Source organism: Nocardiopsis chromatogenes YIM 90109 (assembly GCF_000341185.1).
Lineage (GTDB): Bacteria > Actinomycetota > Actinomycetes > Streptosporangiales > Streptosporangiaceae > Nocardiopsis_A > Nocardiopsis_A chromatogenes.
Genome location: NZ_ANBH01000137.1, coordinates 16,860 through 29,776, shown reverse-complemented (window position 1 = coordinate 29,776; position 12,917 = coordinate 16,860). Strand labels below are relative to the sequence as shown.

10 protein-coding genes are annotated in these 12,917 nt (G+C 75.9%); 8 read left to right on the top strand and 2 right to left on the bottom strand.

What is annotated here, in order from left to right; translation table 11 throughout:
* Window positions 1–73: 73 nt before the first annotated feature.
* The 4 genes from D476_RS0113815 (at window position 74) to D476_RS0113800 (ending at window position 5,865) form a co-directional block, all read left to right on the top strand.
* Window positions 74–616, top strand: a complete 543-nt coding sequence (locus D476_RS0113815; RefSeq protein WP_017624529.1) for a GNAT family N-acetyltransferase — start codon at window positions 74–76, stop codon at window positions 614–616.
* A gap of 150 nt (window positions 617–766) precedes the next feature.
* Complete coding sequence (locus tag D476_RS0113810) at window positions 767–2,170, top strand: MFS transporter (protein ID WP_017624528.1); 1,404 nt, start codon at window positions 767–769, stop codon at window positions 2,168–2,170.
* Window positions 2,171–2,247: 77 nt separating this feature from the next.
* The gene (locus D476_RS0113805; RefSeq protein WP_051061740.1) at window positions 2,248–4,332 is read left to right on the top strand and encodes a molybdopterin oxidoreductase family protein; all 2,085 of its coding nucleotides are present in this window, start codon (window positions 2,248–2,250) and stop codon (window positions 4,330–4,332) included.
* 63 nt (window positions 4,333–4,395) lie between these two features.
* Window positions 4,396–5,865 (top strand): FAD-dependent oxidoreductase, encoded by a 1,470-nt coding sequence (locus D476_RS0113800; RefSeq protein ID WP_017624526.1) that lies wholly within the window; start codon window positions 4,396–4,398, stop codon window positions 5,863–5,865.
* A gap of 37 nt (window positions 5,866–5,902) precedes the next feature.
* On the opposite strand, the gene D476_RS0113795 is transcribed toward D476_RS0113800, so the two are convergent.
* Window positions 5,903–6,511, bottom strand: a complete 609-nt coding sequence (locus tag D476_RS0113795; protein ID WP_017624525.1) for a Uma2 family endonuclease — start codon at window positions 6,509–6,511, stop codon at window positions 5,903–5,905.
* Between the two features lie 156 nt (window positions 6,512–6,667).
* Window positions 6,668–7,231, bottom strand: coding sequence for a dihydrofolate reductase family protein (locus D476_RS0113790; RefSeq protein ID WP_017624524.1), 564 nt, complete (start codon window positions 7,229–7,231; stop codon window positions 6,668–6,670).
* Between the two features lie 272 nt (window positions 7,232–7,503).
* Here D476_RS0113790 and nirB point away from each other — a divergent pair, with 272 nt between their 5' ends.
* The 4 genes from nirB (at window position 7,504) to D476_RS0113770 (ending at window position 12,816) form a co-directional block, all read left to right on the top strand.
* On the top strand, window positions 7,504–10,026 hold the full coding sequence (gene nirB / locus D476_RS0113785; RefSeq protein ID WP_017624523.1) for a nitrite reductase large subunit NirB: 2,523 nt from the start codon (window positions 7,504–7,506) through the stop codon (window positions 10,024–10,026).
* A gap of 2 nt (window positions 10,027–10,028) precedes the next feature.
* Complete coding sequence (nirD, locus tag D476_RS0113780; protein ID WP_017624522.1) at window positions 10,029–10,427, top strand: nitrite reductase small subunit NirD; 399 nt, start codon at window positions 10,029–10,031, stop codon at window positions 10,425–10,427.
* Window positions 10,424–11,605, top strand: a complete 1,182-nt coding sequence (locus tag D476_RS0113775) for a uroporphyrinogen-III synthase (RefSeq protein WP_017624521.1) — start codon at window positions 10,424–10,426, stop codon at window positions 11,603–11,605. Before nirD ends, D476_RS0113775 begins: the two co-directional genes overlap by 4 nt.
* A 497-nt stretch (window positions 11,606–12,102) precedes the next feature.
* Window positions 12,103–12,816 (top strand): sirohydrochlorin chelatase, encoded by a 714-nt coding sequence (locus tag D476_RS0113770; RefSeq protein WP_017624520.1) that lies wholly within the window; start codon window positions 12,103–12,105, stop codon window positions 12,814–12,816.
* The last annotated feature ends 101 nt before the right edge of the window (window positions 12,817–12,917 follow it).

The following is a 12,917-nucleotide window of genomic DNA, read 5'->3' as shown; positions in this document are numbered from 1 at the left end:
TCAATCGGGAAGTCAGGCGGCCGCACCGAAAACCGGTTGCCGCCGCCGGGCGCCCTCGCGAGGCTCTGCGGCCATGGACCTTCGCGCCGAACCCATCGCCACCGCGCGGCTGCTGCTGGAGCCGCTGCGCACCGACCACGCCGAGCCCATGGCCGCCGTCCTGGCCGACCCCGCCCTCTACACCCGCATCGGCGGCGCCCCGCCCACCCCGGCCGACCTGCGCCGCCGCTACAGGGCCATGCTCGCCGGGCCGCCCGACCCGAACGAGGCCTGGCTGAATTGGATCATCTCCGCCCCCGAACCCGCGGGCACGGTCCAGGCCACCGTGCACACCACCCCCGACACGGCCGCACCCGCCGCCGACCCGCCCTCGGCCGCCCTGGCCTGGGTGGTGGGCACCCCCTGGCAGGGCCGCGGCCTGGCCTCCGAGGCCGCCCGCGCCATGGCCGCCTGGCTGGCCCGCAACGGCGTGAGATACCTCACCGCCGCCATCGCCCCCGGCCACCTCGACTCCGAGCGCGTGGCGCGCTCCTGCGGCATGGCCCCCACCGCAGAACACCAGCAGCAAGAGCGGATCTGGCGCCGCACCGCACCCGCCGCACGCCCCCGCTGGTGAGGGTGGGCCCCCGGTCCTCACCAGCGGGGGCGTGCGGCGGTGAGGTCACTGTTTCGCCTGCGTTACGACATGACATTTCCCGGCAACGGCGGCTTCCTAGCGTCAACGGCGAATCCGACGATTTTCCGAGACCGACCGGAAGGCAGCGCCGTGACGAGCCGAGACACCGCGCACCGCCCCGGCGGGCGCTGGATCGCCCGCTGGGACCCCGAGGACCGCGATTTCTGGGAGGCCGACGGGCGCCGCATCGCCCGCCGCAACCTGTGGGCCTCGGTCTTCGCCGAGCACCTGGGCTTTTGCGTATGGAGCCTGTGGTCGGTGCTGACCCTGTTCATGGTCCCCGAGACCGGATTCGACTTCACCCCCGCCCAGAAGTTCCTGCTGGTGTCCCTGGTCTCCCTGGTGGGAGCCGTGCTGCGGGTGCCCTACACCCTGGCCGTGCCGATGCTGGGCGGGCGCAACTGGACCGTCATCTCGGTGCTGACCCTGCTCGTGCCCACCGGCCTGGCCGTCTACCTCATCCAGAGCCCTGACACCCCCTTCTGGCTCTTCGCGCTGCTGGCCGCCACCGCCGGGGTCGGCGGCGGCAACTTCTCCTCCTCCATGGCCAACATCAACGCCTTCTTCCCCGAGCGGGAGAAGGGCCTGGCCCTGGGCATCAACGCCGGAGGCGGCAACGTCGGTGTGGCCGTGGTCCAGCTGGCCGGGCTGGCCGTCATCGCCGCCGTCGGCGTGGCCGGGGGCTGGCTCCTGGCCGCCCTGTACATCCCCCTGCTGCTGGTGGCCGCCCTGGTCTCGGCCCGCAGGATGGACAACCTCAACACCGCCCGCGCCGACATCGGCGCCCAGGTCGCCGCCGCCAAGGACCGCGACTTCTGGATCATGTCGCTGCTGTACATCGGCACCTTCGGCTCCTTCATCGGCTACTCCTTCGCCTTCGGGCTCCTGCTGCAGAACCAGTTCGGCCGCACCCCCCTGGAGGCCGCCGCGGTCACCTTCATCGGACCGCTCATCGGCTCGCTCATCCGCCCCGTGGGCGGGCTGCTGGCCGACCGCTTCGGCGGCGCCCGCATCACCCTGTGGAACTTCGCCGCAATGGCGGGCGGGACCGGCCTGATCATCGCCGCCTCGGCCTCGGGGTCGCTGGCGGTGTTCACCTCCGCCTTCATCGTGCTGTTCGTGCTCACCGGCATCGGCAACGGCTCCACCTACAAGATGATCCCGGCCATCTACGCCGCCCGCGCGGCCGACCGCGCCTCGTCCGGGGCCGACCGCCGAGGCGCCGAGGAGCACTTCCGCCGCGTCTCCGGAGCGGCCCTGGGCCTGGTCGGCGCGGTGGGCGCGATGGGCGGGGTGGGCATCAACCTCGTCTTCCGCCAGTCCTTCGACGCCACCGGGGGAGCGGTGCCCGCCTACGCCGCCTTCCTGGCCTACTACCTGGTGTGCCTGGCCATCACCTGGGCGGTGTACCTGCGCCGCCCCACCGCGGCGCGCGCCGCGGGCGCCTCCGCCAAGGCCGATGCCGGGGCCGCCGACCAGGAGGTGGCCCGGTGAGCCCCACCCGCACCCCGCCCCCGGACCCGCAGGCCGGTACCGCCACCCACTGCCCCTACTGCGCCCTGCAGTGCGCCATGTACGTCGGGCCTGCCGACGGCGGCGGCTGGGCCACCCGCCCCCGCGACTTCCCGGTCAACCGGGGCGGGCTATGCCGCAAGGGCTGGACCGCGGGCGAGCTGCTCGCCTCCCCCGAGCGCCTCACCTCGCCGCTGATCCGCCGGGGCGGGCGCCTCGTGGAGGCCACCTGGGACCAGGCCCTGGACCTGGTCGCCGACCGCATCACGGCGCTGCAGGCCCAGCACGGCCCCGACGCCGTGGCCGTCTTCGGCTCGGGCGGCCTGACCAACGAGAAGTCCTACCAACTGGGCAAGTTCGCCCGCCTGGCCCTTGGCACCCGCATGATCGACTACAACGGCCGGTTCTGCATGTCCTCGGCCGCCGCGGCCTCCCGCCGCGCCTTCGGCCTGGACCGCGGCCTGCCCTTCCCCGTCACCGACCTGGGCGGGGCCGGGGCCGTCCTGCTGGCCGGGGCCAACCCCGCCGAGACCATGCCCCCGCTGATGGGCCACCTGACGGCGCCGGCCCTGGTCGTGGTCGACCCGCGCCGCACCCCCACCGCCCGCGTCGCCCTCGACGGCGGCGGCCTGCACCTGGCCCCCCGCCCCGGCACCGACACCGCGCTGGCGCTGGGCCTGCTGCACGCCGCCAAGCTGGAGGGCCTGCTCGACACCGGCTACATCGCCGAGCGCACCACCGGCTTCGAGGCCGCCTGGCGCCAGGCCGCCGCCTGGTGGCCCGAGCGGTGCGAACTGGAGACCGGCGTGCCCGCCGAGCAGATCCGGGAGGCCGCCCGCCTGCTCGGCACCGCCGCCCGCGAGCAGGGCGCCTACGTGCTCACCGGCCGCGGCACCGAACAGCACGCCAAGGGCACCGAGTCGGCCTCGGCCTGGATCAACCTGGCCCTGGCCCTGGGGCTGCCCGGCCGCGACGGCTCGGGGTGGGGGTGCCTGACCGGGCAGGGCAACGGCCAGGGCGGCCGCGAGCACGGCCAGAAGGCCGACCAGCTCCCCGGCTACCGGATGATCACCGACGCGGCCGCCCGCGAGCACGTGGCCGCCGTGTGGGGCGTGGACGCCGAGGACATCCCCGGCGCCGGGGTGAGCGCATTCGAGCTGCTGGAGTCCCTGGGCACCGGGGACGGCCCCAAGGCGATGCTGGTGTTCGGCTCCAACCCGGCCGTCTCGGCCCCCCACGCCTCCCTGGTGCGCGACCGGCTGGGCGCCCTGGACCTGCTGGTGGTCGCCGACTTCGTGCTCTCCGAGACCGCCGAGCGCGCCGACGTGGTGCTGCCGGTGGCCCAGTGGGCCGAGGAGGAGGGCACCATGACCAACCTGGAGGGCCGCGTCCTGCGGCGCCGCCGCGCGGTGGACCCCCCGCCCGGGGTCCGCACCGACCTGCAGGTCCTGGCCGACCTGGCCGCCCGGCTCGGCCAGGACCCCGACCGGTTCCCCGCCGACGCCGACACCGTCCTGGCCGAGCTGGGCCGGGCCAGCGCCGGCGGTGCGGCCGACTACTCCGGCGCCGCCCCGGAGCGCATCGAGGCCGGGGAGGAGGTGCACTGGCCCGCGCCGGGGCCCACCTCCTCCACGCCGCGCCTGTTCCTGGACGGCTTCGCCCACCCCGACGGGTGCGCCCGCTTCCACCCGGTGGGCCACACCCCGGCCGACGAGGCCACCGACGCGGAGTTCCCGCTGGTGGCCACCACCGGGCGCACCATGGGCCACTACCAGTCCGGCGCCCAGACCCGGCGCATCGGCGAGCTGGCGCAGGCGGCCCCGGCCGCGTGGGTGGAGGTCCACCCCGACACCGCCGCCGAGCACGGCCTGGCCGCGGGGGAGTGGGCGCTGCTGACCGGCCGCCGCGGCACCATGCGCGCCCGGGTGCGCCTGGAGGCCACGGCCCGCCGCGACACGGTGTTCGTGCCCTTCCACTTCGGAGGCGCCCAGACCGCCAACGACCTGACCAACCCCGCCCTGGACCCGGTCAGCCGGATGCCCGAGTTCAAGGTCGCCGCCGTGCGCGTCGAACCGGCGACCGCCCCCGGCACCGACACGGCCGCCGATGCCGCCGACGACACCGTCGTGGCCGCCCCCGGCTGACCCCGCACAGCACCCCGAGCCCCCCGACCCCGCCCGAAGCCCCCGCACCTGGAGGTTCCACCCGTGACCCGCCGCAGCACCCGCCCCGCCCGCCGCATCGTCGTGGTCGGAAACGGCATGACCGGGGCGCGCTTCGCCGAGGAGGTCGCCCGCCGCGACCCCGACGGGCACCGCGTCCACCTGACCGTCGTGGGGGCCGAACCCGGACCGGCCTACAACCGCGTCCTGCTGCCGGGCCTGCTCGAAGGCGCCTACACCCCCGGCGACATCGCCCTGCCCGAGCCCGAGGGCCCCGGCATCACCCGGCTGCGCGGCACCGCCGCCACCGGCCTGGACCCGGCCTCGCGCACCGTGCACCTGGACACCGGCGAGCGCCTGGACTACGACGACCTGGTGCTGGCCACCGGCGCCCGCGCCGCCCTGCCTCCGCTGCCCGGCCTGACCGCCCCCGACGGCACCCCCGCCGAGGGCGTCACCGCCCTGCGCGACCTGGCCGACCACCGCCGCCTGGAGAACCTGGTGCGCCCCGGCGCCCCGGCCGTCGTCCTGGGCGGGGGCGTGCTGGGCCTGGAGACCGCCCGGGCCCTGGCCGCCTCGGGGGTGCGGGTCACCGTGGTCGAGGCCGCCCCCTGGATCATGCGCCGCCAGATCGACCGGGCCTGCGCGGGCGTGCTCGCCGCCGCCTACGAGGACCTGGGGGTGCGGGTGCACGCCTGGCGGGTGGCCGACCGGTGGGCCCCGGGCACCGGGCTGGTGCTCGACGACGGCACTGTGCTGCCCGGCGACGCCGTCGTGGTCACCGCCGGGGTGCGCCCGGCCGCGGACCTGGCCGAGAAGGCCGGGCTGGCCACCGCCCACGGGGTGCAGGTCGACGACCGGCTGTCCACCAGCGACCCGCGCGTGCACGCCATCGGCGACTGCGCCGCCCACCCCGGCGGCGGCGCGGGGCTGGTGCAGCCCGGCTACGAGCAGGCGCGGGTGCTGGCCGACCTGCTCACCGGCACCGATCCGGCGGCCCGCTACACCGGGGCGCGCCCGGTCACCCGGCTCAAGGCCACCGGCATCGACCTGACCGCCATGGGCGCCACCGACGAGGACAAGGCCGCACACGGCACCGAGTCGGTGGTGGTCAGCGACCCGGCCAAGCGGCGCTACGCCCGCCTCGACGTGGCCGAGGGACGGGTGACCGGGGCGGTGCTGCTGGGCTTTCCCGAGGCCGCGCCGGAGGTGTCGCGCCTGTTCGACCGGGCGGCGGCGGTGCCCGAGGACCGGCTGGCGCTGCTGCAGGGCCTGCCCGCGGCGGCGGGGGAGGACGGCGGCGGGGCCGAGAGCGGGCGCGGCGAGGCGCACGTGTGCCGGTGCAACGCCGTGACCCGCACCGACATCGAGCAGGCGTGGCTGGACGGGGCACGCACCCGCCCGGCGGTCGCCCAGGCCACACGGGCCACCACCGGCTGCGGGGGCTGCACCCGGGACGTGGACGCCATCCTCAAGGCGATGGACAGCACCAAGGGCGCGGCCAAGGTGGGATAGCCGCGCCCCGGGACGTCCGGTACCAGGCCCCACGGCGTCACCCGGCGGGGCCGCCGATGTGCTTGCGCCATGCGGGGTCGTCCGCGATCAGCCAGTGGGGGACGAACGAGACAGGGAAGGGGAAGTCGGTGGTGAACACGTCAGTGCCGTAGACCATCTCCTTCTCAGCGTAGTTCTCCCCATCAAGCCGATATTCGACGATTCCGGGCCGGTCCCGGGTCGGGCTGATCACCCAGTACGCCTCGATGCCGAATTTGGCGTATTCGGCCCACTTCGTATTGAAATCGCGCAGAGCGCTCTCAGGGGAGAGGACTTCCACCGCCAGAAGCGGAGGGCGTGTCTGGTAGGGGCGCTCGTAATCCTTCCAGCGGAAGACCGCCGCATCGGGGATCCGATGGTGCGTCCGCTCAGCATTGAAGTTGATTCCCACTGTGCCGAATACCCGCACATCATCCGGGGCGTTCGTTTGAAGCCACCAACTCAGGCGGTGCTCGACCGTCGAGTGGTCGCCGACAGGCGCGGGCGACACGTCAAGCCGCCCGTCGACCAGCTCGAAGCGCCTGCCGTCGTCGGGCATGTCCGGCAGGTCGTCCACGGTCAGCGGCCGGTCCGGCGGCGTCCACTCGCCAATGCTCATGACACTCATCTTGCCTCCTCGAGTCCATGGCGGCCAGTTTGGCGAACCCGTGTTCGACCCCGCAGCGGAATCCCCGAAGTGTCCGCGATCAGGGCCGGCCGATACCACGGCCGCCCCGGAACACGGCGCCGCGGGGCCGTCCCGCGCCGACCCGCCGCCGGGCACTCAGCGCCTGGTCTCGTACCGGGTCAGCACCACGCCGCCGGGAAACGTCCGGGTCTCCAGCAGGTTCAGGTTCACCCGGTCGTCCAGGGCGGTGAAGAACGGCGTGCCGCCGCCCACCAGGACCGGATGGGTGACGAGCACGTACTCGTCGATCAGCCCGGCCCGCATGGCCGCACCGGCGAGCGTGGCACCACCGATGTCCATGGGGCCGCCGTCCCCGGCCTTGAGCCGGGTGATCTCGGTGACCGCGTCGCCGGTGACCAGACGGGTGTTCCCGTCGACCGTGCCGATCGTCGAGGAGAACACCACCTTCGGCATGTCCCGCCAGCGGCGGGCGAACTCGGCCGCCTCCGGTGCGGCGCCCGGATGCTCGTCGGCGGTCGGCCAGTGGGAGCTCATCGCCTCCCACAGCCTGCGCCCGTACAGCGCCAGGCCCGTGGCCTCCACCCGGTCGGACCACCACTGGAACAGCTCGTCGCTCGGCACGCCCCAGCCGAGGTCGCCGCCGGGCGCGGCGATGTAGCCGTCCAGGCTCAGGTTCATGCCGAAGGTCAGTTTCCGCACGGCGTCAGCCTTCCGTGAGTCGGTGTTCGGAGTCCGCAGTACAGACCGGAACGGCGCGCGAAAGCCATCGGCCGGGCCACAGCCAGGGCCGGCCGACGGTCCATGTCATGTCGCCCACACCCGGCCCCCGTTCACCCGCCCCCGGCCTGCGGTGACAGGACAACGAAACACCCCGGTCACAAACGGCTGACCGCCCAGAAACGCGGCCTGGGTTACCTGGAGGGCGAACCACCCACCCGGTCCGCCACCGACAGGAAGGGGACCCACGAGCCATGGCACGACTCATCGTCATCGGCAACGGCATGGCCGGCCACCGCCTGGTCGACACCCTCACCCGCGCCGACACCGGCCGAGCCTGGCAGGTCACCGTCATCGGCGAGGAGCCCCGCCCCGCCTACGACCGGGTCGCCCTCTCCAGCTACTTCGACGGCGCGAGCGAGGACGACCTGCTGCTGGGCGACCTGTCCGACCGCGCCGACCAGCGCCTGGCCGAGCGCGTCAGGGCCATCGACCGCGAGCGGCGCACCGTCACCACCGACGCCGGGACCACCCTGGGCTACGACGCCCTGGTCCTGGCCACCGGCTCCACCCCCTTCATCCCCCCGGTGCCCGGCGCCGACCTGCCCGGCTGCCACCCCTACCGCACCATCGAGGACCTGGAGGCCATCACCGCCTCGGCCCGGGGCGCCGCCACCGGCGCCGTCATCGGCGGCGGCCTGCTCGGCCTGGAGGCCGCCAACGCCCTGCGCCTGCTCGGACTGGACACCCACGTCGTCGAACTCGCCGGGCACCTGATGCCCGCCCAGGTCGACCAGGGCGCCGGGGCGCTGCTCGCCCGCATGGTCGCCGACCTGGGTGTCACCGCCCACACCGGCACCGCCACCTCCGCCGTGACCGCCGGCCCCGACGGCCGCGCATCCGGCCTGGACCTGGGCGACAAGGTGCTGCCCGCCGACGTCGTCGTCTTCTCCGCGGGCATCCGCCCCCGCGACGACCTGGCCCGCCGGGCCGGGCTGGAGCTGGGCCCGCGCGGCGGCGCCGCCGTCGACGACGCCTGCCGCACCAGCGACCCGCACATCTACGCCGTGGGCGAGTGCGCCAGCCACGACGGCACCGTCTACGGCCTGGTCGCCCCCGCCAACGCCATGGCCGACACCGCCGCCGACCGGCTGCTGGGCGGCACCGCCTCCTTCACCGGCGCCGACACCTCCACCAAGCTCAAGCTCATGGGCGTGGACGTGGCCAGCTTCGGCGACGCCCACGGCCGCTCCGAACCCGGCGCCCTGGACGTGGTCGTCAACGACGCCGCCTCCCGCCGCTACGCCAAGCTCGTCGTCTCCGACGACGCCACCCGCCTGCTGGGCGGGGTCCTGGTCGGCGACGCCTCGGCCTACGGCACCCTGCGCGCCCTGGTCGGGCGCGAGCTGCCCGGCGACCCCCTGGAGCTGATCTCCCCGGCGTCCTCCGGCGCCGGGGCCGGGGCCGCGGCGCTGCCCGAGGACGCCCAGATCTGCTCGTGCAACGCCGTCACCAAGGGCGACATCGGCGCCGCCATCGGCGAGGGCGCCTGCGACGTGCCCGGCCTGAAGAAGGCCACCTGCGCCGGGACCAGCTGCGGCAGCTGCGTGCCCATGCTCAAGACCCTGCTGGCCGACGCCGGCGTCGAGCAGTCCAAGGCCCTGTGCGAGCACTTCGCCCACTCGCGCGCCGACCTGATGGAGATCGTGCGCGCCACCGGCACCACCACCTTCTCCGAGCTCATCGCCCGCCACGGCACCGGCCGCGGCTGCGACGTGTGCAAGCCCGCCGTCGCCTCCATCCTCGCCTCCCTGGGCAACGGGCACATCCTGGCCGGGGAGCAGGCCGGGCTGCAGGACACCAACGACCACTTCCTGGCCAACATGCAGCGCAACGGCACCTACTCGGTGGTGCCGCGCATCCCCGGCGGGGAGATCACCCCCGAACGGCTCATCGTCATCGGCGAGGTCGCCCGCGAGTTCGGCCTCTACACCAAGATCACCGGCGCCCAGCGCATCGACCTGCTGGGGGCGCGCGTCGAACAGCTCCCGGCCGTGTGGGCCCGCCTGGTCGACGCCGGGTTCGAATCCGGCCACGCCTACGGCAAGGCGCTGCGCACCGTCAAGTCCTGCGTGGGCTCGACCTGGTGCCGCTACGGGGTGCAGGACTCGGTCACCATGGCCATCGACCTGGAGCTGCGCTACCGGGGCCTGCGCTCCCCGCACAAGCTCAAGGGGGCGGTCTCGGGGTGCGCCCGCGAATGCGCCGAGGCCCGCGGCAAGGACTTCGGGGTCATCGCCACCGACAAGGGCTGGAACCTCTACGTGGGCGGCAACGGCGGCTTCACCCCGCGCCACGCCGAACTCCTGGCCTCCGACCTGGACTCGGCCACCCTGGTGCGCTACCTGGACCGGTTCCTCATGTACTACATCCGCACCGCCGACCGGCTGCAGCGCACCGCCGCCTGGATCGAGTCCCTGGACGGCGGGCTGGAGCGGCTGCGCGAGGTGGTCGTCGACGACGCCCTGGGCATCGCCGCCGACCTGGAGGCCGACATGGCCGCCCACATCGACGGCTACGCCGACGAGTGGCGCGGGGTGCTGGAGGACCCCGACAAGCTCGCCCGGTTCGTGTCCTTCGCCAACGCCCCCGACACCCCCGACCCGACCATCTCCTTCGACACCGTGCGCGACCAGCCGGTGCCCTCGGCGCCCGTGCCGCTGGGGATGCCCCGCCCCGCGAACGCCGCTCCCGCCGCGACCGCTGTGGAGGCCTGACCATGTCCGTACTGACCACCCAGACCCCGGCCGCCGCCGACGCCTGGACCGCCGTGTGCCCCAGCGCGCTGCTGGCCGCCGAGCGCGGCACGGCCGCGCTGCTGCCCGGAGGCGAGCAGGCCGCCGTGTTCCGCACGGCGGCCGGGGAGCTGTACGCGGTCTCCAACATCGACCCCTTCACCGGGGCCGCCGTCATCGCCCGCGGCATCACCGGCGACCGCGCCGGGGAGCCCACCGTCGCCTCACCGCTGCTCAAGCACGTGTTCAGCCTGCGCACCGGGCTTCCCCTGGACGGGGAAGGGCCGGGGCTGGCCACCTACCCGGTGCGCGAGCGCGACGGACAGGTGGAGGTCGGCACCGCGGACGGCACCGCGGACGGCACGGGCGGAGGCCGCCTGTGACGCCGCCCGCGGCGGCCGCCGAGCAGGACCCCCACGCCCCGCCGCACGACCCGCACCAGGGCCCGGCCCCCGCCCCGCTGGAGGGCTTCACCGTGGGGGTGACCGCCAACCGCCGCGCCGAAGAGCTCGCGGCCATGCTGGCCCGCAAGGGCGCCGAAGTGGTGTGCGCCCCGGCGCTGCGCATCGTGCCGCTCAGCGACGACGAGCGCCTGGCCGACGTGTCGCGCGCCCTGATCGAGCAGCCCGCCGACGCGGTGGTGGCCACCACCGGCATCGGGTTCCGCGGCTGGCTGGAGGCCTGCGAGACCTGGGGGCTGGCCGAGCCGCTGACCGCGGCCCTGCGCTCGTCGCGGCTGCTGGCCCGCGGCCCCAAGGCCAAGGGCGCCATCCGCGCGGCCGGGCTCACCGAGGAGTGGTCGCCGCCCTCGGAGTCCTCGGCCGAGGTCCTGGACCACCTGCTGGAGCGCGGCGTGGCCGGTCTGCGCGTGGCGGTGCAGCTGCACGGCGAGCCGCTGCCCGACTTCTGCGCGGCGCTGCGCATGGCCGGGGCCGAGGTGGTGCAGGTGCCGGTGTACCGGTGGACCGGGCCCGAGGACCCCGCGGCGCTGGACCGGCTCATCGAGGCCGCCGCCGGCGGCGGCCTGGACGCGCTGACCTTCACCAGCGCCCCGGCGGCCGCCGGGCTGCTGCAGCGGGCGCGCGCCACCGGCGCCGACCGGGCGCTGCTGCGGGCGCTGCGCGCGGGGCGGCCGATGGCCATGTGCGTGGGGACGGTGACCGCGGCGCCGCTGGCCGCCGAGGACGTGCCGGTGCACTGGCCCGCGCGCGGGCGCATCGGCGCCCTGGTGCGGCGCCTGGCCGAGGAGCTGCCGCGCACCTGCCCGGAGCTCCCGGTGGCCGGGCGCGTGCTGCGGGTGCGCGGCCGCGCCGCCGAGGTCGACGGGGTCCTGCGGCCCCTCACCCCGGCGCCGATGCGGCTGCTGCGCGAGCTGGCCGACCGGCCGGGCCGGGTGCGCCACCGCTCGGAGCTGCTGGCGGCGCTGGGCCCGGAGGCCGACGCCCACGCGGTGGAGACGGCCGTGGCCCGCCTGCGGGCGGCGCTGGGCGACCCGAGGATGATCCAGACAGTGGTCAAGCGCGGCTACCGCCTGGCCCTGGACGCGCCGCCGTGCGAGTGAGGCGGCGCGCGCGCCAGGGGGCGGGGCCGGCCGGAGGAGGGCGGTCCCGCACCGGAGTGCAATCGGAGCGCACCGGCCCGGGCGGAGGGAAGGGCGCCGGGAACGCGGCGGCAGGCCCCTGGCCCCGGTACCGGCGACGGGCACGGCAGGAGACGAACGGTCCACGGCCTGCGCCCGCCAGGAGCCGANCCCCCGGCGGGTACGGCCAGCCGCAACCGCGGTGACGGCGCACCCGTCCCGCGCCGCTCCGGCGGATCCGGCGGATCCGGCGGGCGCGGGGCCCCTCGACCGCGGTGACCGCGCATCCGTACCCGCCCTACTCCGAGGGACACGATCCGGACACCCCCGCCGACGGGCGGTCGGCGCACCCGGCGACGGCGCCGGGCGCCCCGCCCTGTGCCTGACCCGCCACGGCCCGCCGAACATCCGACGCCTCCCGGGCAATGGGGCCCGGCCCAACCCGACCACGGACCCACGTCCCCGTTCAGGAGGCCCCCATGAGCGCCCCAACCCTGCTGCTGGCCGTCCACGGCACCCGCGACCCCGAGGGGGCGCGCACCGCCCGCCGCCTGGCCGCCGCCACCGCGGCGGCCTCCGGGGCGCGGGTGCGCCTGGCCTTCGCCGACGTGCGCGATCCCGACGTGGGCCAGGTCGCCGCCGCCGTCGACGGGCCGCTGGTGGTGGTCCCGGCCTTCCTGGCCTCCGGCTACCACGTGCGGGTGGACATCCCCGAACAGCTCGCCAGGGCCGGGCGGTCCGAGGCGCCCGTCGCCCCGGCGCTGGGCGCCGACCCGCGCCTGGTGGCGGCCGCGGCGCGGCGCCTGGCCCGGGCCGGGCACCGCAGGGGGGAGCCGGTGGTGCTGGCGGCGGCCGGGTCCTCGGACCCCGGGGCGCTGGCCGAGGTCGAACGCGCGGCCCGCGCACTGTCGGTGCTGGCGGGGGCGCCGGTGGAGCCGGGCTATGCGGCCACGGCCGCGCCGACCGTCGCCGAGGCGGTCCGCGGCCTGCGCGCACGCGGGGCGGGGCGGGTGGCGGTGGCCTCGTGGCTGCTGGCCCCGGGCCTGTTCCAAGAGCGCCTGAGCCGGTCCGGGGCCGACACGGTGGCGGGCCCGCTGTGCCCGGACCCGGCGGTGGCCCGGGTCCTGGCCGACCGGTACGCCACCGCGTGCGCCGAGGCGGGGGAGAGGGCCCTGGTCCCGCAGGCGGGCTGAAGGCCCGCACACACGCCCCGCCCGCCCCGCCGCGGGTTCCGGGTGTCCTGTTCCTGCCGCTTTCGGGCGCCCCGGATATCCGGATTCGGGGGGTGAGAGGG

Excerpts from the sequence above, each read along its gene's own strand:
- nirB (WP_017624523.1), top strand. The coding sequence starts at position 7,504 with ATGGCACGACTCATCGTCATCGGCAACGGCATGGCCGGCCACCGCCTG.
- nirD (WP_017624522.1), top strand. The coding sequence starts at position 10,029 with ATGTCCGTACTGACCACCCAGACCCCGGCCGCCGCCGACGCCTGGACC.
- D476_RS0113815 (WP_017624529.1), top strand. The coding sequence starts at position 74 with ATGGACCTTCGCGCCGAACCCATCGCCACCGCGCGGCTGCTGCTGGAG.
- D476_RS0113795 (WP_017624525.1), bottom strand. The coding sequence starts at position 6,511 with ATGAGTGTCATGAGCATTGGCGAGTGGACGCCGCCGGACCGGCCGCTG.
- D476_RS0113805 (WP_051061740.1), top strand. The coding sequence starts at position 2,248 with ATGTACGTCGGGCCTGCCGACGGCGGCGGCTGGGCCACCCGCCCCCGC.
- D476_RS0113770 (WP_017624520.1), top strand. The coding sequence starts at position 12,103 with ATGAGCGCCCCAACCCTGCTGCTGGCCGTCCACGGCACCCGCGACCCC.